This is a genomic window from Streptomyces sp. NPDC092369 (assembly GCF_044755245.1).
Lineage (GTDB): Bacteria > Actinomycetota > Actinomycetes > Streptomycetales > Streptomycetaceae > Streptomyces.
Genome location: NZ_JBIVQP010000002.1, coordinates 1,496,147 through 1,515,916 on the forward strand (window position 1 = coordinate 1,496,147; position 19,770 = coordinate 1,515,916).

A 19,770-nucleotide genomic window follows, 5' to 3' on the forward strand; every position below is an offset into this window, starting at 1 on the left:
CCGTCGTAGGACCTGGCCGTCGTAGGACCCTGCTGTCGTGGGACCTAGATCTCGTACGACATCCTCGGCGCCGCCAGTTCCACCGGACCGGTGTAGACCGCGCGGGCGTCGTTGAGGTTGGCCTGCGGGTCGGTCCACGGGGGGATGTGGGTGAGGACCAGGCGGCGGGCGCCGGCCCGGGTCGCCGTCTCGCCCGCCTCGCGGCCGTTGAGGTGCAGGTCGGGGATGTTCTCCTTGCCGTACGTGAACGCGGCCTCGCACAGGAACAGGTCGGTGTCCCGGGCGAGTTCGTCCAGGGCCGGGCTGATGCCGGTGTCGCCGGAGTACGTCAGGGACGTGCCCCCGTGCTCGACCCGGATGCCGTACGCCTCCACGGGATGGGCCACGCGTTCGGTGTGCACGGTGAACGGGCCGATCTCGAACGTGGACGGCTTGACGGTGTGGAAGTCGAAGACCTCGCTCATGGAGGAGGCGGTGGGGGTGTCGGCGTAGGCCGTGGTGAGGCGGTGTTCGGTGCCTTCGGGGCCGTAGACCGGGATGGGGTCGCAGCGGCCGCCGTCGTGGCGGTAGTAGCGCGCGACGAAGTACGCGCACATGTCGATGCAGTGGTCGGCGTGCAGATGGCTGAGGAAGATCGCGTCGAGGTCGTAGAGACCGCAGTGGCGCTGCAGCTCGCCAAGGGCGCCGTTGCCCATGTCGAGGAGCAGCCGGAAGCCGTCGGCCTCTACGAGGTAGCTCGAGCAGGCCGATTCCGCGGACGGGAACGACCCCGAGCAGCCGACGACGGTGAGCTTCATAAAGCAGAAACCTCCGCTGGCGGAAAATCCAGACGATCGGGGAATGGGCGTCGGGGGTCGTGCGGTCCGTCGAGCGTAAGGCGCAAAACGTCCGGTCGCTCCTCCGCCAAGGGCTGTTGTGGGCGAACTCACCTGCGCTGTCACCGGTTCGGCTGGAAGCGGGGCGGGAGAGGCGCGCGAGAGGGCGCGCGTCTGGGGGTGCGCGCCGGTAACGTCGTCCGTATGGACACGTCCTGGTGGTTGGCGCTCGCCGCGGTGGTACTGCTGGCGCTGGTCGCCACGCTCGTCGACGGCTGGGGGCGCGGTCGCCGTCCGGCGGGGCGCAGGTCGCGGCCGCCGGGCGGGCCGGGACGCGGTGGAACCGGCGGCGGGAGGGGTGATCGGCCTCGGCCCGCTGAGATCTGGTGGGCGAATGTTCCCTACGAGGATCAGCCGGGGGTCGCGAAGGACCGGCCGTGTCTCGTGCTGGCCGTGCGCGGGCGGAAGGTGACCGTCGCGAAGATCACCAGCAAATACCACGACGAGCGGGCCGGGGTAATTCCCTTGCCGCCAGGGTCTGTTGGCGATGCGCGGGGGCGGGCCAGTTTCCTGGAGACCGACGAGCTGCGGGACGTTCCCCTCCGGGAGTTCCGTCGGCGGGCGGGGGTGGTGGACCCGGTCCTGTGGGATCAGGTCCGTCACCTGGCGAACTGAGCCGTCAGCCCGAGGGAACGCCCCCTGTCACGCCCAGAGTTGGCCCTGCAGCGTCTCGATGGCCTCTTCCGTCGTGGCCGCCGTGTACACGCCCGTCGACAGGTACTTCCAGCCGCCGTCCGCCACCACGAAGGCGATGTCCGCGGACTCGCCCGCCGCCACGGCCTTCTTGCCGACGCCGATCGCCGCGTGGAGGGCCGCGCCGGTGGAGACGCCCGCGAAGATGCCCTCCTGCTGGAGGAGTTCACGGGTGCGGGTGACCGCGTCGGCGGAGCCCACGGAGAAGCGGGTCGTCAGGACGGACGCGTCGTAGAGCTCGGGGACGAAGCCCTCGTCGAGGTTGCGCAGGCCGTAGACGAGGTCGTCGTAGCGCGGCTCGGCGGCGACGATCCTGACGTCCGGCTTCTGTTCGCGGAGGTAGCGGCCCACGCCCATGAGCGTGCCCGTGGTGCCGAGGCCCGCGACGAAGTGCGTGATCGACGGGAGGTCGGCGAGGATCTCCGGGCCGGTGGTCGCGTAGTGGGCGCCGGCGTTGTCCGGGTTGCCGTACTGGTAGAGCATCACCCAGTCGGGGTGCTCGGCGGAGAGCTCCTTGGCCACGCGTACGGCGGTGTTGGAGCCGCCGGCGGCCGGGCTGGAGATGATCTCGGCGCCCCACATGCCGAGCAGGTCCCGGCGCTCCTGCGAGGTGTTCTCGGGCATCACGCAGACCATGCGGTAGCCCTTGAGCTTCGCCGCCATGGCCAATGAGATGCCGGTGTTGCCGGAGGTCGGCTCCAGGATCGTGCAGCCGGGGGTCAGGCGGCCGTCCTTCTCCGCCTGTTCGACCATGTGCAGGGCCGGGCGGTCCTTGACCGAGCCGGTCGGGTTGCGGTCCTCCAGCTTGGCCCAGATGCGGACCTCGGCGGACGGCGACAGCCGCGGCAGGCGCACCAGAGGGGTGTTGCCCACCGCGGCCAGCGGGGAGTCGTAGCGCATCGAGGATCAGGCCATGCCGCCGGCCACGGCCGGCAGGATCGTCACGTTGTCGCCGTCGGCGACCTTGGTGTTGATGCCCTCCAGGAAGCGGACGTCCTCGTCGTTCAGGTAGACGTTGACGAAGCGGCGCAGTTCGCCGCCGTCCACGATGCGGGCCTGGATGCCCGCGTGCCGGGTCTCGAGGTCGGTGAAGAGCGCGGCGAGGGTGTCCCCGTTGCCCTGCACGGCCTTCTGGCCGTCGGTGTACGGGCGGAGGATGGTGGGGATGCGGACCTCGATGGCCATGGCGAAGGGCTCCTGTCGGAAAGGGTCTGGTCTCGGGGAGAGCGCGGCACAGCGCCGCGGCGGGCGGCCTGCGGCGACAGCGCGGAGGTCAACAGATGGCGCTGTTCAGCCTGCACAGGTCGACGTGCAGCCGCGCCACGAGCAGCGTGCCCGGCGCCTTGTCGCTCACGTCGAGAAGAACCATGGGGTCATCGTATCGATTCCCGCCCGGGTGCCCGAGGTGTGATCTCGCATGCTGGATGAATTCTGCCCGAATTGCGAGATCGCGCGGGTCCGGCGGGTGGGGCGGGTCCGGCGGGCAGGGGCTCAGTAGGCCTCGACGATCCTGACCTCCTCCTCCGTGACCTCGCCCTCGACGATGCGGTACGAGCGGAACTGGAAGTCGCCCAGGCCGTCGGTGTCGGCGGTGGACACCAGGACGTAGTGGGCGCCGGGCTCGTTCGCGTAGGAGATGTCGGTGCGGGAGGGGTAGGCCTCGGTCGCGGTGTGGGAGTGGTAGACGACCACCGGCTCCTCGTCGCGGTCGTCCATCTCGCGGTAGAGCCTGAGCAGGTCGCCGGAGTCGAACTCGTAGAACGTGGGCGACATGGCCGCGTTCAGCATCGGGACGAAGCGCTCGGGGCGGTCCGAGCCCTCGGGGCCCGCGACGACGCCGCACGCCTCGTCGGGGTGGTCCTTGCGCGCGTGCGCGACGATCTGGTCGACGAGGGCCTGGGTGATGGTCAGCATGTTCGTCAGGATAAGCAGAGGGCCCGTTCGTACCAATGGGTGGTACGGACGGGCCCATATGCCGGACGGGTCGGTCAACCGATCTTCTCGAACTCCGGTTCCCGGCGCGCCGCGATCTCCGGGTTGCGGGACTTCAGGACCGACCAGCCCACGCCGAGCACCGCCGCCCAGCCGGCCATGACGTACAGGCAGACGCGGGAGTCGGAGTCGTACGCGATCAGGCAGGTGACGAAGAGGAGGAAGGCGATGGCGATCCAGCTGCACTTCGAGCCGCCCGGGGCCGGGAAGGGCGAGGCGGGCAGGCGGCCCGCGTCGACCGCGCGGCGGTAGAGCACGTGGCTGACAAGGATCATCAGCCAGGTCCAGATGCCGGCCGCGGTGGCGACCGAGGTGACGTAGCCGAAGGCCTTCTCCGGGACGACGTAGTTCAGGACGACGCCGATGCCCATGCACAGGACGGAGACGGTGATGCCGAAGGCCGGGGCCTTGGTGCCGGAGAGGCGCTGGAAGACCTTGGGTGCCTCGCCGTTGGTGGCCAGGTTGCGCAGCATCCGGCCGGTCGAGTACATGCCCGAGTTGCAGGAGGACAGGGCCGCGGTGAGGACGACGAAGTTGACGATGCCGGCGCCGGCCGGGATGCCGATCTTCGCGAAGGCCTCGACGAAGGGCGAGACGCCGGGGGCGAACTCGGTCCACTTCACGACGCAGAGGATGACGCTGAGCGCGCCGACGTAGAAGAGGGCGATGCGCCAGGGGAGGGTGTTGATCGCCTTGGGGAGGGTCTTCTCCGGGTTCTCCGACTCCCCCGCCGTCACGCCGACCAGCTCGACCGCGAGGTAGGCGAACATGACGCCCTGCAGGGTCATCAGGGACGAGCCGACGCCCTTGGGGAAGAAGCCGTCGAACTGCCAGAGGTTGGCGACCGCGGCGGTGTCACCGGCGGAGCTGAAGCCGAAGGTGAGGACACCTAGGCCGATCACGATCATGCCGATCAGGGCGGTGACCTTGACCATCGAGAACCAGAACTCGAGCTCTCCGAAGACCTTCACGGAGATCAGGTTGACCCCGAAGAGGACCACCAGGAAGACCAGGGCCGTCACCCACTGCGGGACCGACGGGAACCAGTAGTTGACGTAGATCGCGGCGGCGGTCAGCTCGGCCATGCCGGTGACCACCCACATCAGCCAGTACGTCCAGCCGGTGAAGTAACCGAAGAACGGGCCGAGGAATTCGCGGGAGTACTCCGCGAAGGAGCCCGAGACCGGGCGGTACAGGAGCAGTTCGCCAAGGGCCCGCATGATGAAGAAGATGATCACGCCCGCGAGGGCGTACATGACGATGAGGCTGGGACCGGCCTTGGCGATGTTCGCGCCGGCGCCCAGGAACAGCCCGACCCCGATGGCACCGCCGATGGCGATCATCTGGACCTGTCGGCTGCCGAGCCCGCGCTCGTACCCCTCCTCGGGGGCCTTCCCCTCCTCGGGGATGTTGTCCGTGTCGACCTGAGCGGAGGTCATGTGGTGGTGTGCCTTTCGCCGAGTCCCCCGTGTGCAGTCGTGAAGATCTATCACGGCCGTATCGGTGATCGACGAGGGGTTTTGTGGCGCACACCACAGGAAGAAGAGGACAAAACGCGGTCGGCGTCGGCATTTCCGGCCGCCGCGGTGACGTGATCGTTATCCGGATTTGAGCGTCTTCTGAGCGAACAGGAAACGCTCGCCGGTCACGGCATCAGGGTGGAGACGAGCGTCTCCTGGAGCCCGCCGAGCCACAGGTACGCCATCACCATCGGCTTGCGCGGGTCCTCGTCCGGCAGCCGGTAGAGGTCGTCGGTGTCGTCCTCGTCGGTGATCTCCAGGCGTGAACCGATCGCCAGGCGCAGGTCGTTCAGGGCGCCGAGCCACTGCCGGGAGTCCTCGGCCGACAGCTTGAGGATCGCGCCGCCGTCGCCTGCCGGGGTCAGTCCGTCCAGGGTGCGCACCACCACGAGGGCGCTCTCGCGCTTGCCGGCCCGCAGGTCGTTCTCGGTGTAGCGGCGGAACTCGGACGAGTACGCGCGGTTCTCCTCGGCCTGCCCCGGCGAGTCCGGGACCTGCTCGGGGTCGCTGTAGGCGTCCGGGAACAGGCGCCGCAGCACCGGGTCCTTGGGCGGCTCGGTGGGACCCTCAGCGAAGAGTTCGGCCAGCGGGTCGTCGGAGGCGTCCTCGCCGGGGCCTGGGCCGATGAGCTCCAGCAGCTGGACGGCCAGCGACCGGATGATGGAGATCTCGACGTCGTCGAGGGCGACGGCCGCGCCGCCGCCGGGGAGCGGTTCGAAGTGTCCGGGCATGAAGGGCGTCGCTACTTCCGCTGCTGGGTCGCTACTTCCGGTCCTGCTGGAGGGTGGCCCACAGGCCGTAGCCGTGCATGGCCTGCACGTCCCGTTCCATCTCCTCGCGGCTGCCGCTGGAGACGACCGCCCGGCCCTTGTGGTGCACGTCGAGCATGAGCTTGGTGGCCTTGTGCTTGCTGTAGCCGAAGTACGCCTGGAAGACGTAGGTCACATAGCTCATGAGGTTGACCGGGTCGTTGTGGACGATCGTGACCCAGGGGACGTCGGGCTCGGGTACGGCGAAGGTCTCCTCCGCCGACTCGGTGCGTTCGATCTCCAGGGGTGCGGGTGACGTCACAGGGGCCATGCTGCCACGCATCCCACAAATCGTCACACCGACGAGAAGGGAGTACGATGCGTTGCCATGAACACAGCGGACCTTGGGCTGCCGGTGGACGTTCCCTCTACGGCGCTCTTCACGGACCAGTACGAGCTGACGATGCTGCAGGCGGCCCTGAGAGCGGGCACGGCCGAGCGGCGGAGCGTGTTCGAGGTCTTCACCCGGCGACTGCCCGACGGGCGGCGCTACGGCGTCCTGGCGGGCACCGGACGGGTCCTCGACGCGGTCGAGAACTTCCGCTTCGACGCGGACGTCCTGGGCTTCCTGCGGGAGCGGTCCATCGTCGACGAGGCGACCCTCCAGTGGCTCGCGAACTACCGCTTCTCCGGTGACATCTGGGGCTACCCGGAGGGCGAGGTGTACTTCCCGGGCTCGCCGATCATGCGGGTCGAGGGCTCCTTCGCCGAGTGCGTCCTGCTGGAGACCGTGATCCTGTCGATCCTCAACCACGACTCCGCGATCGCCGCGGCGGCCTCGCGGATGTCGTCGGCCGCGGGCGGGCGTCCGCTGATCGAGATGGGCGCCCGCCGCACCCACGAGCTGGCGGCCGTCGCCGCCTCCCGCGCGGCCTACGTCGGCGGCTTCGCCTCCACGTCCGACCTCGCGGCCGGCTTCCGCTACAACATCCCGACCGTGGGCACCTCCGCCCACGCCTTCACGCTGCTGCACGACAACGAGCGGGACGCCTTCCAGGCCCAGGTCGACTCGCTGGGCCGGGACACCACACTGCTCGTGGACACCTACGACGTCGCCGCCGCGGTCCGTACGGCCGTCGAGGTCGCCGGGCCCGAGCTGGGCGCCGTCCGCATCGACTCCGGCGACCTGCTGCTGGTCGCCCACCGGGTCCGGCAGCAGCTGGACGAGCTGGGCGCGACCAACACGCGGATCATCGTCACCTCGGACCTGGACGAGTACGCCATCGCCTCGCTGGCGGCGGCTCCGGTGGACGCGTACGGCGTCGGTACGCAGCTGGTGACCGGGTCGGGGCATCCGACCTGCTCGATGGTCTACAAGCTGGTCGCCCGCGCCGAGTCCGCCGACCTGAAGGCGCCGCTGGTGGCGGTGGCGAAGAAGGCGGCCGGCGGCAAGACGTCCGTCGGCGGGCGCAAGTGGGCCGCGCGGCGGCTCGACGAGGACGGGGTCGCGGAGGCCGAGGTCGTCGGCACGGGTGCCGTCCTGCCCGAACTGGTGGACCGGCAGCTGCTCGTCGAACTGGTCAAGGGCGGTGACGTGGTGGCCCGCGAGCCGCTGGACGTCGTACGCGACCGGCACGCGAGCGCGCGGGCCGGGCTGCCGCTGTCGGCGACCCAGCTGTCGCGCGGGGAACCGGTCATTCCCACGGAGTATGTACAGGGGCGCTCGGGTAGTTAGGGGCTGCCAGGCCCCCAATGCGGGGCACGCCCTCCCGCTGGGGCGCCGAAGTCTCTAGGCTCGAACTTCACTCACAGTCGAAGGACACCCACCATGCGCCGCGCCTTGATCGTCGTCGACGTACAGAACGACTTCTGCGAGGGAGGCAGCCTCGCGGTGGCCGGGGGCGCCGATGTGGCCGCCGCGGTCACCGAGCTGATCGGGCAGGCGGCCGGCTCCGGCTACCAGCACCTGGTGGCCACCCGCGACCACCACATCGCGCCCGGCGGCCACTTCGCCGACAACCCCGACTACGCCCGCTCCTGGCCCGCGCACTGCGTCGCGGGCACCGAGGGGGTGGGCTTCCATCCGAACTTCGCGCCGGCCGTCGCCTCCGGCGCGATCGACGCGGTCTTCGACAAGGGTGCCTACGCGGCCGCGTACAGCGGCTTCGAGGGCGCCGACGAGAACGGCGTGAAGCTGGGCGACTGGCTGCGGGCCCGGCAGGTCACCGAGGTCGACGTGGTGGGTATCGCCACCGACCACTGCGTGCGGGCCACGGCCCTGGACGCGGTCCGCGAGGGCTTCCGCACCCGGGTCCTGCTGGAGCTGACGGCGGGCGTCGCCCAGGAGAGCACCGACCGCGCGCTGGAGGAGATGCGCGAGGCCGGCGTGGAACTGTCGGGCAAGCCGGTCGTGGCCTAAAACTTCAAGCGTAGGGATCCAAGCACGCCAGACCGGCAAAGGTGCAGGTCAGGCTCGGGCTGTCGGTCTTCGTAGGAGGGCTCTGATCGGGTGCCACAGTTCCTGGACCAGGTCCGGGCCGACCGGGACACCGTTGTCAGGGGCCGTGCGCCATATGAGGCCGTCGGGGTGGTGGAGGACCGCGGTGATCTCGTCGGGGGTCGGCGGCGAGCCGTTGCCGCGCAGGTAGACCGCCCGCATGCCCAGATTGCGCAGCCGGGTCAGGGCGCGTGCCCGGTTCTGGGCGTGCACGAGCACCCGTACCCCCGTGCCGTCGGTGGTGGGGCTGGGCAGGTTCAGCGCCACCACGACGCTGCCGGTGGGCAGCTTGCAGAAACCTCCTGCGGACATGCGGTCATACCCCCGTACGGGTCGGTGTCGATCTCTGTGTCAATAAGCAGGGCACAGCACGCACCTAAACACGATCGGCGGCGACCCGCCAGAGGGTCACCGCCGATACGTATCTGACCTGCGTAAACGCTGGTTACTTGGTCGAGGGGCCGACCTTCACCTTGATCGTCGAGCCACTGAAGGGCTCGTCGATGATCCTTATCGACGTGTTGGTGTCAGTGACCTTGACGCCGGCCAGCGGGTTCGACGCGTCGTAGTACGTCGAGCGTCCGTCGTCGAAGAGCGGGACACCGAACTGCGACTTGATCTTGGTCGCCACGTCGGCCTTGTGCAGCGTGACCGAGTCGGTCGGGTACCAGCTGAACGGCGAGTCGTAGGCCTGGATGCGGTTGCGCATCAGCGTGCCGTCGGACCACTTCAGCGGCTTGGGGTGCGAGTCGATCGGGAGGATCAGGCCCTCACCCGGGTGGGCGCTGGTGTTGTCGTCCGCCTGGGAGGTGTCCCACTTCCAGATCAACAGGCCGTTCTGGTACGCGTAGTGCTCCACCCAGGCCGGACGGGTCGTCGAGAAGCCGTAGTTGTACGGGCCGACCTTCAACACCTTGTCGTACGACACGTACTGCCGGTTCTCGGCGATGTAGTACTGCGCGTAGTCGTCGGTGATCGAGGCGCCGATCCGCGTGAAGCCGTTCGACGTCCAACCGGCGTCCGCCGTCTCGGCGTTGTCGGAGAAGACGGTCGCGCCGTCCGCGGTCACCTTGATCTCGTCGGCCGCGAAGCCCTTCTGGGCCACACCGCCGTCGGTCGCGTAGCGGAAGCGCAGGGTGATCTTCTGGCCGGCGTACGCGTTCAGCGGGAACGTCAGCTTCTGGTACGCGTCCACCGTGCCGGTGAGGGCCGGCTTGCCGCTGCCGTCGCGCGGAATCGCCGTGCCGTCGGCGAGAGTTCCGTCGATCGGGGTGTAGCTCGCGCCGCCGTCGGTGGAGACCTCGGCGTAGAGGTAGTCGTAGTCCTGCTCGATGTCCCACCAGCCGTCGAGGGTCAGCGCGGCCGAGGCCTTGCCGGTCAAGTCGACCGTGCGGGTGAGGGTGTTGCGCAGATCGTCACCGCTGCCGCTCCACCACTGGGTCGCGCCCTCGGCCGGGGCGACCACCTCGGTGGTGACCTCCTTCTGCGGCAACTCGACCACCAGCGCCTGCGGGTTCTTGGTGTTGTACTCCGCGACGCCCAGCTTGTGGGTCGACTTCTTGCCGGCCTTGGCCACGTCGTAGTCCAGCCAGCCCAGTTGGAGCTTGTCCCAGGCGTTCATGTCGCCGGGCAGGTCACCGATGGAGTCCTTGCCGGTGCCGAGCCACGAGCCGGAGGACATCAACGTCCAGAAGCCGGTGGAGTTCTCGCCGCCCGCGGTGTCGTACTCGTCGGGCAGACCGAGGTCGTGACCGTACTCGTGGGCGAAGACACCCAGTCCGCCGTTCTCCGGCTGGATGGTGTAGTCGCCGACCCAGATGCCGGTGTCGCCGATCTGGGTGCCGCCGAGCTTGTTGGTGTCCGGGCCGGTGGAGCCGGCGTCGGTGCCGAACGCGTACCAGCGGTGCGCCCAGATCGCGTCCTCGCCCTGCGCGCCGCCGCCGGCGGACTCGTCCTCGCCGGCGTGCACGATCTGGAAGTGGTCGATGTAGCCGTCGGGCTCGTTGAAGTTGCCGTCGCCGTCGTAGTCGTAGCGGTCCCACAGGTCGTACTGGGCCAGCTCCGCCTTGATCTCGGCGGCCGTGTCACCTGCGGCCTCGCGGTCGGCGACCCAGGCGTTGACGCCGTCCTGGACCGCGTACCAGGCGCCGGTGGACGCGCTGTTGGAGCCGTAACGGGCCTCGTTGTAGGGGACCTTGACCCAGTCGGTGACCTCGCCGTCGACCGAGTAGCGGCCCGAGGACTGCTTCTCGTAGTACTTCTTCAGCGACTCGGTGTTCTTGCCGGTGCCGAAGTAGAGGTCCTGGAAGTGCGCCTGGTTGTAGTCCGCCTGCCAGGCCGTGCTGTTGTCCTGCTTGCGGTCCGGCTTGGCTATCTCGTTGTGCAGCGGGCCGACCGTGCCGCCGTAGCGGCTGTCGATCTGGTCGCCGAACTCGACCAGGATGGTGAAGATCTTGTCCGTCTTCTCACGGCCGAGTTCGACGTACTTGTCCTGGCCCTTGAGCTTGACGACCTTCGAGCCGTTCCGGTCCTTCACGGCGGCGGCTCCGGATATGACCTGGTCCAACGCCTCTTTGTGCTGGGCTTCCTGAGTCTTCGTCAGGGGGCCGTCGAGGTCGTGTTCCTTGGCCTTCACCGGCTGCGGATCGTGCCGGTCAACTGCGGTGGTCGCGGCCGAGTCGGCCTGCGCCACGGCGAACGTCGAGAACGTGGCGGTGGCCGCCGCGAGCGCGACACCGACCGCGGCCGCTCTGAACGTCCAGTGTCTGTAGGTCACTTGAGTTCCTTGTGATGAAGGGGTGTATTCAAGTGACGCAATTTGACTAGAGAATAGTAAGAAAAGACAGGCCTTGACTTGAACATAACAAGTGCTCTATGCACAGCGGGCGCGCGCATTACGAACGTGTGAACGGGCGAGTGGTTGCGCGCTCAACAGGCGCGCGGGCCCGTCCACAGGGTGGACGGCATGACTCCGTGCGCCCCCTGTGCACCGGCACTGTTGGTTAGGTCACGCTTACTGTTCGTTCCAGTCGGGCATGCACGCGATTAGAGTCGGTTGGCGGCTCGCCCGGAATATGGCGGAAAGCCAGGCCGACACACCCGTGGACCCCCACTTCCGAGGACACGATTGCCATGCCTCGTCCGACTGCCGCACAGCTCGCCTACGGTTCCTTCACCGTGATCTTCTCGACGCTCGCCATGCTGCTGCTGTCACAGACGAGTTCGGGCGTGGGGATCGCGGTCATCGCCTTCGCGGCGCTCGCGCTCGGGCTCCTGGTCGCCATGACCGTACCGCTGCCCAGGTCGCGGGTCGTCGCGCGGTCGCAGCCGGCTCCGGCCGTCTCGGCCGCGCCCGCCGCACCGACCGCGCCTCTCGCGCACCAGACGGAAGAGCCCGTGCCCGCCGCGGCCACGCGCTCCTCCAACGCTGCCTGAGCTCCGACGTACATATACGACAGGCGGCGCCGGCCGGGTCACTCCTCGACCCGGCCGGCGCCGCCTGTCGCATGTGCCGTCCGCGCCGACTCCCGTCGGCGCGGGCTCAGTTGGTGCTGACCACCACCGTCTTGGCGGCCTTGTCGTGCAGACCCTGCTTGTAGGGCCGGTCGAAGAAGCTCCAACCGCCGCTGATCGCCGTCCAGATGCAGGCGCAGCAGAACGCGAACGGGATCCACAGCACCGCCGAACGGGCCAGCGTGGACTGCACGGAGGGCGTGGAGCCGTTGTCGAGGTTGGCCACCCGCATGTTCAGCCACTTCTTGCCGAGCGTCTGGCCGGTCCTGCTGATCATGGCGGTGTCGTAGCCGATGTAAAGGATCGCGGCGACCAGGGACTGCGCGAACGACTTGCCGTACGACATGTTGTCGCCGCTCACGTCGTACTCGTGCACGCCCAGCGGCCAGGTGACCAGCCAGACGACGATGCCGACGAGGATCAGGTCGATGATCCGCGCCAGGGTGCGCTTGCCGCTGTCGGCGAGCGGAGGCATGCCGGCCAGCGGATCGTTGGGGTAGGAGCCGCCGCCGTAGGGAGTGCCCCCACCGGCGGGGCCACCGCCGTAGGGATCGCCGCCGTAGGGCGGCGGCTGACCGCCGCCCGGGGGCGGGTCGTACGGCGAGCCCGGGCCCTGGCCGGGCGGGGGCTGCTGCGGTGGCTGCTTCCGGAACGGGTCGTCGTCCGGCGGCTGCTGGCCGGAACCGGGAGGCGGTTCGGTGGTCATGGCCCGAGTGCACCGCGAACCCCGCCGGTCCGCATCCGACGAGCGGCCGTCCGGAGTACCGGATCACCTGGTACCGATGCGGTAGACGGTCACCCCGCCACGAACGTATGCGCCGCCTTGTCGTGCCAGCACTGGCGCCACGGACGGTCGAACAGACACCACGCGACGCCCACCACACCGATCACGAGCAGGCCGGGCACGCAGTAGACGAGCCAGCGGCGGAGGGCTCCGCCGAAGCTCGGCGACTGGTGGCCCTCGATGTCACGCACCTCCAGTCCCAGCAGCTTCTTGCCCAGGGTGCGGCCCCACCTGGCGGTGGGCAGCGCCTCGTAGAGGACACCGAAGAGGAGCAGGACGGCCAGGACGATGGCCAGGTAGACGGAGGTCGTGCCGTCCAGGAACCAGACGGTGACGGTCTCGCCGGAGAGCTTCGCCGCGTCGATCTTCTCGTCGACGTGGTCGATCGCCTTGGTGCCGAGCGGTACGGCGGCCACGGCGGTGACACCCGCCAGGACGACGGTGTCCAGCAGCCGGGCGATCAGGCGCTTGCCGAGCGGTGCGGGACGGGCCTCGGACTGGCGCCGGGCGGCGGCCTGGAACACGTCCTCGACGGGCGGCTTCCAGGGCGCGACCGGCTGCTCCTCACCGCCCGCGAGCCGGTGCACCTGCTGCGCCCACGAGGGCTGTCCGCCGCCGGACCCACTGGACATGGGGGCGGCGGAGGCCTGCCCGGCCGCCGCCGGCTGCTGCGCGGGCTGGCGACCACTGGACTGCGCGGGCACGCCGGGGGCGGCGGCCTGTTGAGCATCGGAGAGAGCGCTCGGGGCGGCGGACCCCTGGGCGCCGGAGAGGCCGGAGGCCGCGGACGCCGGTCCCTGGCGGCCGGAAAGACCGGAGGATCCGGAGGCCGGACCCTGCGGACCGGAGAGGCCGGTTGGTGCGGAAGCCGGACCCTGCGGACCGGAAAGGCCGGTTGATGCGGAAGCCGGTCCCTGGGGGCCGGAGAGGGCGGTCGGTGCGGGGGTCGAGCCCTGGCCCCCGGCTGCCCCGGCCTGTGCCGCTGCCGCGCGGTCCGCTGCCGCCTTGCCCGCGCCGAAACCGGGGCCGCCGGGCGCCCCCGCGCCCCCGCTCTGCGCCCCGCCCTGCTGTCCCGCGCGTGGGGTCATCGTGCGGAAGGTCATGGTGCCGTCGTCCCTGACGGGACCGCCGGGACCGGGGACGGAGGCGTGACCCGCGCCGGATGCGCCGTCCGCACCCGCTTTCGGGCGGCGGAAGACGAAGGTGCCGTCGGACGGGATGTCGGCCGAGGTGTCCGCGGGAGGGACGGTCGCCGTGCCGTCGGTGTGACCGGTCGGGTCGGCGTACGAGGCATCGGGGTGGACCCGCGGGTCGGGACCCTGCGGGGAGCCCCACGACACGCGCCGGTCCTGCTCGCCGCCGAAGCCGGCCTGGCGGGAGCGGTCGGCGCCCCACGCGGACGCCGGTTCGGGACGGCTGCCGTGCTGGGACACCTGGGGCGCGGGGTCCTCGTCGAAGAAGTGCGGGCCCGTCTCCTCGACCGGCGCGGAGCCGGCACCGGAGCCGTCCGGCGCGGCGAGCGGGGCACCGTCCGACGGGGCCGGACGGCTGGTGCCCGGTACCCAGGAGGCACCGTTCCAGTACCGGACGTATCCAGGGATGGACGGGTCCGGGTAATACCCCTCGCGGGGCCTGTCGTCACCTGGTGCCGGGGTTGGGGCGCTCATGTCCGTCGTCCCGTATCTGCTCGGGGGTCAATATGGGGGGCTCCACATCTATCAGACCGGCGTGGCCACCACTGCCCCTCCCGCAGGACCCGCCCCTTTCCGGGCAAGGGCGTGCACCCGCTTCACCGTTCCGGAAAAAAATTCTCCGAACCCGCGTAATGGTTGCGCGCCCGCCCCCTCTCCATTCGTACGGGCCCGTCCGCGGAGCCCCGTACACCTGACCGAGAGAGGAACCGCACGCCATGCACTACACAGTGGTGGAACGCGAGTTGGAGCTGAAACTCATCCTGTCGCCGGAGCGCAGCATCCCGGTACCGGCCCGACTGGGCTACCGGACCGACGACCCCTACGCCGTGCACGTCACCTTCCACATCAACTCCGAGCACCCCGTGCACTGGACGTTCTCCCGCGAGCTCCTGGTGGAGGGGGTGTTCCGGCCGTGCGGACACGGGGACGTGCGGGTGTGGCCGACGAAGTCGGAGGGGCGCAGCGTCGTCCTGATGGCGCTGAGTTCACCCGACGGGGACGCCCTGCTCGAAGCACCGGCGGCCCAGGTCTCGGCCTGGCTGGAGCGGACGCTGCGGGTGGTGCCCCCGGGGACTGAGGGCGAGCAGCTGGGGATCGACGACGCGCTCGACCAGCTGCTCGCCCAGTGACCCCACCGACACCACCGTCGCCACCGACACCACCGTCGCCGTCAGAACAGCTTGCCCGGATTGAGGATGCCCAGCGGGTCGAAGGTCTGCTTGACCGCCCGCTGCATCTCCAGCCCGACGGGGCCGAGTTCGCGCGCCAGCCACTCCTTCTTCAGGACGCCCACGCCGTGTTCGCCGGTGATCGTGCCGCCGAGCTCCAGGCCGAGCGCCATGATCTCGTCGAAGGACTCGCGGGCGCGCCGGGACTCGTCGGGGTCCTGTGCGTCGAAGCAGACGGTGGGGTGGGTGTTGCCGTCGCCGGCGTGCGCGCAGACCCCGATGGTCAGCCGGTACTTCTCGGCGACCCGCTCGATCCCTTCGAGCATGTCGCCGAGCCGGGAGCGGGGCACGCACACGTCGTCGATCATCGTCGTGCCCTTGACCGCCTCCAGCGCGGTCAGCGAGAGCCGCCGGGCCTGCAGCAGCAGTTCGGACTCGGCGGCGTCGTCGGCGGGCACGACCTGGGTGGCACCGGCCGCCTCGCACAGCGCGCCGACGGCGGCGAGGTCGGCGGCCGGGTCCGGGGTGTCGAAGGCGGCGAGGAGCAGCGCCTCGGTGGTCTCCGGAAGTCCCATGTGCGCGAGGTCGTTGACGGCCTTCACCGTCGTACGGTCCATGAGTTCCAGCAGCGAGGGCACGTGACCGCCCGCCATGATCCGGCACACCGCGTCACAGGCCTCGGCCGCGGACGCGAACTCCGCGGCGAGCACCAGTTGCTCGGGCGGCTGCGGGCGCAGCGCCAGGACCGCCCGTACGACGATGCCGAGCGAGCCCTCGGAGCCGACGAAGAGGCGGGTGAGGTCGTAGCCGGCGACGCCCTTGGCGGTGCGGCGCCCGGTGGACATGAGGCGGCCGTCGGCGAGGACGACGTCGAGGCCGAGGACGTACTCGGCGGTGACCCCGTACTTCACGCAGCACAGGCCGCCGGAGGCGGTGCCGATGTTGCCGCCGATCGTGCACATCTCCCAGCTGGAGGGGTCCGGCGGGTAGTAGAGGCCGTGTTCGCCGACCGCGCGGGAGAGGGTGACGTTGATGACGCCCGGCTCGACGACGGCGGTGCGGTCGATCGGGTTGATCTCCAGGATGCGGTCCATCTTGAGGAGCGAGAGGACGACGCATCCCTCGGAGGCGTTGGCCGCGCCGGACAGGCCGGTGCGGGCGCCCTGCGGGACGACCGGGACGCGCAGTTCGGTGGCCACGCGCATGACGTGCTGGACCTGTTCGACCGTGCGGGGCAGGACGACGGCCGCCGGGACGCCGGCCGGGCAGAAGCTCGCCATGTCGTTGGCGTAGGAGGCCGTGATGTCGGGGTCGGTCAGGACGGCCTCGGCGGGCAGCCCGCCCAGCAGCCGGTCCACGAGGCCACCGGCGGCCACCGTGTCCTCGTCGCGACGCGCTTCGATACGACTCATGATCACAGCCTCGCACCGGCGGCCATCGGTGTGAACCCCGCCTGCGGCAGTCGCGGGATGCCGAGGTGTGGTCGTCGTACTGGCGCACAGTGAGCGCCATGACGAACGCGAGGGACAGGGCCGCCACGGAACGGAAGCGGGCCCGGCGTTCGCGGGTCACCGGGTGGCTGGTGGCGGGCGCCGTCGTGGGGTGCGGCGCGCTGGGCGGGGTGCTGATGCTGTGGCCGTTCGAGCGGGCGACGGCCGTCCGGCCGCCGGCACCGGCGCCGGGCGCGCAGGCGCTGACCGCGGTCACCGCCGGGGTGCCGGCGTCGCTGCCGGATCTGGCGGTGCTGATCGGCGAGCGCGAGACCTTTGTGCGGACCCATCCCCGGGACGCGCGGTCGTGGGCGGTGCTCGGGACGGCCTATGTCGAGCAGGGCCGGCGGACGGCCGACGCGACGAACTATCCGCGGGCCGAGCAGGCGCTGCGCACCTCGCTGAAGGTGCGGGCGAAGGGGAACGCCGAAGCCCTCGACGGCATGGCGGCGCTGGCGAACGCGCGCCATGACTTCCGGGCGGCGCGGAGCTGGGGCGAGGCCGCGCTGAGGGCGGACGCCAGGCGCTGGACGACGTATCCGCTGCTGCTCGACGCCTACACCGGGCTCGGTGACCACAAGGCGACCGGGCGGACGCTCGACGCGCTGCTCGAACTGCGCACCGGGCCCGCCGTGATGGCGCGGGCCGCCGGGGTCTACCGGGACCGGGGCTGGCGCGAGGACGCGGCGGCCGCCCTCTCCGACGCGGCAGCGCGGTCGACGGCACCGGCCGAGCGGGCCGCGTGGCTGGAACGCGCCGGGCAACTGGCCTGGGAACGGGGTGACTTGACGGATGCGCTGCGGCACTTCCAGGAGGCGGTGCGCGTCGATCCCGACCAGCGGGCCGCGCAGGCCGGACAGGGCCGGGCGCTGGCGGCCCTCGGCCGGACCACGGAGGCGCTGAACGCGTACCGGGTCGCGCTCGCCCGGCAGCCGAGCCCGCAATACGCCCTGGAGCTGGGCGAGTTGTACGAGTCGCTGGGGCTCGGGCAGGCCGCGCGGGTGCAGTACGACCTGCTGCGGGATCGGGTGCGGCAGGAGGAGGCGGGAGGCGTGGACGACGAGTTGGTGCTCGGCGTCCTCGAGGCGGACCACGGGGAACCGGCGGTGGCGGTACGGCGGTTGCGGGCCGAGTGGCGACGGCAGCCGGGAATCGCCGTCGCGGACGCGCTGGGGTGGGCGCTGCACCGGGACGGCAAGGACAAGGAGGCGCTGCGGTACGCCACGGCGGCGACCGACAAGGCGCACGGGGGCGGCGTACGCAGTGCGTCGTACGCGTATCACCGGGGCATGATCGAGCGGGAGTTGGAGCGGTACGCGCCCGCGCGGCGGCATCTTCAGGACGCGCTGCGGATCAACCCGCACTTCTCCCCGCTGGGCGTGCCGCTCGCGCGGGCCGCGCTGGCCGCGCTCGGGGAGCCGCCGGACGAGGACGTGCCGGTGATGGACGCCAAGCGGCAAAGGCGGTGAGTCCGGCGCCGGGAGGGGAAGGGCGCCGGACCGCACCTGGGGGTGGCCCGGGACAGCGTCGGCTCAGAGGTTGCCGCGGCGCTCCTGCTCGCGCTCGATCGCCTCGAACAGGGCCTTGAAGTTGCCCTTGCCGAAGCCCATCGAGCCGTGCCGCTCGATCATCTCGAAGAAGACGGTCGGCCGGTCCTGGACCGGCTTGGTGAAGATCTGCAGCAGATAGCCGTCCTCGTCGCGGTCGACGAGGATCTTCAGCTCGCGCAGGGTCTCGACGGGGACGCGGGTCTCGCCGGCCCACTCGCCGAGGGTGTCGTAGTAGGAGTCCGGGGTGTCGAGGAACTGCACGCCGGCCGCGCGCATGGTCCGTACGGTGCGCACGATGTCGTTCGTGTTGAGCGCGATGTGCTGGACGCCCGCGCCGCCGTAGAACTCCAGGTACTCGTCGATCTGGGACTTCTTCTTGGCGATGGCGGGCTCGTTGATCGGGAACTTGACCTTGAGCGTGCCGTCGGCGACCACCTTGGACATCAGCGCGCTGTACTCGGTGGCGATGTCGTCGCCCACGAACTCCTTCATGTTCGTGAAGCCCATGACCTTGTTGTAGAAGCCGACCCACTCGTTCATGCGGCCGAGCTCGACGTTGCCGACGCAGTGGTCGACCGCCTGGAAGGTGCGCTGGGCGGGCGGCTCGACGATCGGGCTCGCGGGCGTGAAGCCGGGCAGGTAGGGGCCGTCGTAGCCGGTGCGCTCGACGAGCGTGTGACGGGTCTCGCCGTAGGTGGCGATCGCGGCGAGGACGACGGTGCCGTGCTCGTCCTTGACCTCGTACGGCTCGGCCAGCGAGCGGGCGCCGTGCTCGACGGCGTAGGCGTGCGCGGCGCGGGCGTCCGGGACCTCGATGGCGAGGTCGACGACGCCGTCGCCGTGCTCGGCCACGTGCTCGGCGAGGAAGTGGCCCCAGGTGGTGTCGGGTTTGATGACGGAGGTGAACACGAAACGGGCGGAGCCGTTCTCCAGGACGTAGCTCGCGGTCTCGCGGCTGCCGTTCTCGGGCCCGGAGTAGGCGACCAGGCGCATGCCGAAGGCCGTGGAGTAGTAGTGCGCCGCCTGCTTGGCGTTGCCCACCGCGAAGACGACCGCGTCCATTCCCTTGACCGGGAAGGGGTCGGCCTGCCGGGCGGTGTCGGGAGTGTGGTGTGTGGTCTGCGTCATGGGGGAAGCGTGACCCCGTCCCGCAAGGTGCGCAATAGTTCTCGTATTCGCTGGACATTCTGTGCAGTGCGAGCCAGGTGGATCGCTGAATTCTGTACAGGATGACCACCACTTCGGGAGGTTGCCGTGGCCATCGACGAGCTGGACGGGCGGATCATCGTGCTGCTGGCGCGGGAGCCGCGGATCGGGGTGCTTGAGATGTCCCGGCGGCTGGGGGTGGCGCGCGGGACCGCGCAGGCGCGCCTTGACCGGCTTCAGTCGAATGGCGTCATCCGCGGATTCGGCCCGCAGGTGGATCCGGCGGCACTCGGCTACCCGGTCACCGCCTTCGCCACGCTGGAGATCCGGCAGGGGCAAGGGGCCGACGTCCGGGCGCATTTGACGACCGTGCCGGAGGTCCTGGAGCTGCACACGACCACCGGCGGCGGGGACATGCTGTGCCGCCTGGTGGCGCGCTCCAACGCCGATCTCCAGCGGGTGATCGACCTGGTCGTGGGTTTCGATGGGATCGTCCGGGCCTCCACCGCGATCGTCATGGAGAACCCCGTTCCGCTGCGGTTCATCCCGCTGGTGGAGCAGGCGGCGGGGGACCAGGAAGGGATCTGACGGCGACCATG

General features: G+C 70.3%; 21 protein-coding genes. 7 read left to right on the forward strand and 14 right to left on the reverse strand.

Annotated features, from left to right (window positions below):
* Positions 1-44 precede the first annotated feature (44 nt).
* Positions 45-797: an MBL fold metallo-hydrolase gene (locus ACIQI8_RS16405; RefSeq protein ID WP_402350037.1), complete on the reverse strand. Its 753-nt coding sequence runs from the start codon at positions 795-797 to the stop codon at positions 45-47.
* A 222-nt stretch (positions 798-1,019) separates the two neighbouring features.
* Between ACIQI8_RS16405 and ACIQI8_RS16410 the strand changes: the two genes are divergently transcribed.
* Positions 1,020-1,490, forward strand: a complete 471-nt coding sequence (locus ACIQI8_RS16410) for a type II toxin-antitoxin system PemK/MazF family toxin (protein WP_402350040.1) — start codon at positions 1,020-1,022, stop codon at positions 1,488-1,490.
* A gap of 27 nt (positions 1,491-1,517) precedes the next feature.
* Here the strand turns inward: ACIQI8_RS16410 and ACIQI8_RS16415 are convergent, their stop codons facing one another.
* The 7 genes from ACIQI8_RS16415 to clpS form a co-directional block, all read right to left on the reverse strand.
* Entirely contained in the window at positions 1,518-2,468 is a 951-nt protein-coding gene (locus tag ACIQI8_RS16415) for a PLP-dependent cysteine synthase family protein (RefSeq protein ID WP_402350043.1), read from the reverse strand.
* Between the two features lie 6 nt (positions 2,469-2,474).
* Entirely contained in the window at positions 2,475-2,753 is a 279-nt protein-coding gene (locus ACIQI8_RS16420; RefSeq protein WP_402350046.1) for a MoaD/ThiS family protein, read from the reverse strand.
* A gap of 88 nt (positions 2,754-2,841) precedes the next feature.
* Positions 2,842-2,937 (reverse strand): putative leader peptide, encoded by a 96-nt coding sequence (locus ACIQI8_RS16425; RefSeq protein ID WP_019065921.1) that lies wholly within the window; start codon positions 2,935-2,937, stop codon positions 2,842-2,844.
* A gap of 122 nt (positions 2,938-3,059) precedes the next feature.
* Complete coding sequence (locus ACIQI8_RS16430; RefSeq protein ID WP_402350049.1) at positions 3,060-3,482, reverse strand: Mov34/MPN/PAD-1 family protein; 423 nt, start codon at positions 3,480-3,482, stop codon at positions 3,060-3,062.
* A gap of 74 nt (positions 3,483-3,556) precedes the next feature.
* On the reverse strand, positions 3,557-4,999 hold the full coding sequence (locus ACIQI8_RS16435; protein ID WP_402350052.1) for an amino acid permease: 1,443 nt from the start codon (positions 4,997-4,999) through the stop codon (positions 3,557-3,559).
* A 206-nt stretch (positions 5,000-5,205) separates the two neighbouring features.
* Positions 5,206-5,811, reverse strand: coding sequence for a DUF2017 domain-containing protein (locus ACIQI8_RS16440; protein ID WP_402350055.1), 606 nt, complete (start codon positions 5,809-5,811; stop codon positions 5,206-5,208).
* A 31-nt stretch (positions 5,812-5,842) separates the two neighbouring features.
* Positions 5,843-6,160, reverse strand: coding sequence for an ATP-dependent Clp protease adapter ClpS (gene clpS / locus ACIQI8_RS16445; RefSeq protein WP_124000467.1), 318 nt, complete (start codon positions 6,158-6,160; stop codon positions 5,843-5,845).
* A 57-nt stretch (positions 6,161-6,217) separates the two neighbouring features.
* On the opposite strand from clpS, the gene ACIQI8_RS16450 reads away from it, so the two are divergent.
* Positions 6,218-7,564 (forward strand): nicotinate phosphoribosyltransferase, encoded by a 1,347-nt coding sequence (locus ACIQI8_RS16450; RefSeq protein ID WP_402350058.1) that lies wholly within the window; start codon positions 6,218-6,220, stop codon positions 7,562-7,564.
* Positions 7,565-7,657: 93 nt separating this feature from the next.
* Positions 7,658-8,248: an isochorismatase family protein gene (locus ACIQI8_RS16455; protein WP_402350061.1), complete on the forward strand. Its 591-nt coding sequence runs from the start codon at positions 7,658-7,660 to the stop codon at positions 8,246-8,248.
* A 48-nt stretch (positions 8,249-8,296) separates the two neighbouring features.
* Here the strand turns inward: ACIQI8_RS16455 and ACIQI8_RS16460 are convergent, their stop codons facing one another.
* Together ACIQI8_RS16460 and ACIQI8_RS16465 are read right to left on the reverse strand one after the other, a co-directional pair.
* Complete coding sequence (locus tag ACIQI8_RS16460) at positions 8,297-8,638, reverse strand: hypothetical protein (RefSeq protein WP_402350064.1); 342 nt, start codon at positions 8,636-8,638, stop codon at positions 8,297-8,299.
* A 133-nt stretch (positions 8,639-8,771) separates the two neighbouring features.
* Positions 8,772-11,102, reverse strand: a complete 2,331-nt coding sequence (locus tag ACIQI8_RS16465; protein ID WP_402350067.1) for an immune inhibitor A domain-containing protein — start codon at positions 11,100-11,102, stop codon at positions 8,772-8,774.
* A gap of 356 nt (positions 11,103-11,458) precedes the next feature.
* Here ACIQI8_RS16465 and ACIQI8_RS16470 point away from each other — a divergent pair, with 356 nt between their 5' ends.
* Complete coding sequence (locus tag ACIQI8_RS16470) at positions 11,459-11,761, forward strand: hypothetical protein (RefSeq protein WP_402350070.1); 303 nt, start codon at positions 11,459-11,461, stop codon at positions 11,759-11,761.
* Between the two features lie 106 nt (positions 11,762-11,867).
* On the opposite strand, the gene ACIQI8_RS16475 is transcribed toward ACIQI8_RS16470, so the two are convergent.
* Positions 11,868-12,545: an RDD family protein gene (locus ACIQI8_RS16475; RefSeq protein WP_402350073.1), complete on the reverse strand. Its 678-nt coding sequence runs from the start codon at positions 12,543-12,545 to the stop codon at positions 11,868-11,870.
* 89 nt (positions 12,546-12,634) lie between these two features.
* Positions 12,635-14,290, reverse strand: a complete 1,656-nt coding sequence (locus ACIQI8_RS16480; protein ID WP_402350076.1) for an RDD family protein — start codon at positions 14,288-14,290, stop codon at positions 12,635-12,637.
* A gap of 242 nt (positions 14,291-14,532) precedes the next feature.
* Between ACIQI8_RS16480 and ACIQI8_RS16485 the strand changes: the two genes are divergently transcribed.
* A complete protein-coding gene (locus ACIQI8_RS16485; RefSeq protein ID WP_124000295.1) occupies positions 14,533-14,946 on the forward strand; it encodes an SsgA family sporulation/cell division regulator in 414 nt (137 codons plus the stop codon).
* Between the two features lie 41 nt (positions 14,947-14,987).
* On the opposite strand, the gene ACIQI8_RS16490 is transcribed toward ACIQI8_RS16485, so the two are convergent.
* Positions 14,988-16,403, reverse strand: coding sequence for an FAD-binding oxidoreductase (locus ACIQI8_RS16490; protein WP_402350079.1), 1,416 nt, complete (start codon positions 16,401-16,403; stop codon positions 14,988-14,990).
* A 92-nt stretch (positions 16,404-16,495) separates the two neighbouring features.
* Here ACIQI8_RS16490 and ACIQI8_RS16495 point away from each other — a divergent pair, with 92 nt between their 5' ends.
* A complete protein-coding gene (locus tag ACIQI8_RS16495) occupies positions 16,496-17,944 on the forward strand; it encodes a tetratricopeptide repeat protein (protein WP_402350082.1) in 1,449 nt (482 codons plus the stop codon).
* Between the two features lie 63 nt (positions 17,945-18,007).
* Here the strand turns inward: ACIQI8_RS16495 and hppD are convergent, their stop codons facing one another.
* Complete coding sequence (gene hppD, locus ACIQI8_RS16500; RefSeq protein ID WP_402350085.1) at positions 18,008-19,153, reverse strand: 4-hydroxyphenylpyruvate dioxygenase; 1,146 nt, start codon at positions 19,151-19,153, stop codon at positions 18,008-18,010.
* 126 nt (positions 19,154-19,279) lie between these two features.
* Here hppD and ACIQI8_RS16505 point away from each other — a divergent pair, with 126 nt between their 5' ends.
* Positions 19,280-19,759 (forward strand): Lrp/AsnC family transcriptional regulator, encoded by a 480-nt coding sequence (locus tag ACIQI8_RS16505; RefSeq protein WP_402350089.1) that lies wholly within the window; start codon positions 19,280-19,282, stop codon positions 19,757-19,759.
* The last annotated feature ends 11 nt before the right edge of the window (positions 19,760-19,770 follow it).

Coding starts and splice junctions, on each gene's coding strand:
- ACIQI8_RS16405 (WP_402350037.1), bottom strand. CDS start 797: ATGAAGCTCACCGTCGTCGGCTGCTCGGGGTCGTTCCCGTCCGCGGAA.
- ACIQI8_RS16410 (WP_402350040.1), top strand. CDS start 1,020: ATGGACACGTCCTGGTGGTTGGCGCTCGCCGCGGTGGTACTGCTGGCG.
- ACIQI8_RS16415 (WP_402350043.1), bottom strand. CDS start 2,468: ATGCGCTACGACTCCCCGCTGGCCGCGGTGGGCAACACCCCTCTGGTG.
- ACIQI8_RS16420 (WP_402350046.1), bottom strand. CDS start 2,753: ATGGCCATCGAGGTCCGCATCCCCACCATCCTCCGCCCGTACACCGAC.
- ACIQI8_RS16425 (WP_019065921.1), bottom strand. CDS start 2,937: ATGGTTCTTCTCGACGTGAGCGACAAGGCGCCGGGCACGCTGCTCGTG.
- ACIQI8_RS16430 (WP_402350049.1), bottom strand. CDS start 3,482: ATGCTGACCATCACCCAGGCCCTCGTCGACCAGATCGTCGCGCACGCG.
- ACIQI8_RS16435 (WP_402350052.1), bottom strand. CDS start 4,999: ATGACCTCCGCTCAGGTCGACACGGACAACATCCCCGAGGAGGGGAAG.
- ACIQI8_RS16440 (WP_402350055.1), bottom strand. CDS start 5,811: ATGCCCGGACACTTCGAACCGCTCCCCGGCGGCGGCGCGGCCGTCGCC.
- clpS (WP_124000467.1), bottom strand. CDS start 6,160: ATGGCCCCTGTGACGTCACCCGCACCCCTGGAGATCGAACGCACCGAG.
- ACIQI8_RS16450 (WP_402350058.1), top strand. CDS start 6,218: ATGAACACAGCGGACCTTGGGCTGCCGGTGGACGTTCCCTCTACGGCG.
- ACIQI8_RS16455 (WP_402350061.1), top strand. CDS start 7,658: ATGCGCCGCGCCTTGATCGTCGTCGACGTACAGAACGACTTCTGCGAG.
- ACIQI8_RS16460 (WP_402350064.1), bottom strand. CDS start 8,638: ATGTCCGCAGGAGGTTTCTGCAAGCTGCCCACCGGCAGCGTCGTGGTG.
- ACIQI8_RS16470 (WP_402350070.1), top strand. CDS start 11,459: ATGCCTCGTCCGACTGCCGCACAGCTCGCCTACGGTTCCTTCACCGTG.
- ACIQI8_RS16475 (WP_402350073.1), bottom strand. CDS start 12,545: ATGACCACCGAACCGCCTCCCGGTTCCGGCCAGCAGCCGCCGGACGAC.
- ACIQI8_RS16480 (WP_402350076.1), bottom strand. CDS start 14,290: ATGAGCGCCCCAACCCCGGCACCAGGTGACGACAGGCCCCGCGAGGGG.
- ACIQI8_RS16485 (WP_124000295.1), top strand. CDS start 14,533: ATGCACTACACAGTGGTGGAACGCGAGTTGGAGCTGAAACTCATCCTG.
- ACIQI8_RS16495 (WP_402350082.1), top strand. CDS start 16,496: ATGACGAACGCGAGGGACAGGGCCGCCACGGAACGGAAGCGGGCCCGG.
- hppD (WP_402350085.1), bottom strand. CDS start 19,153: ATGACGCAGACCACACACCACACTCCCGACACCGCCCGGCAGGCCGAC.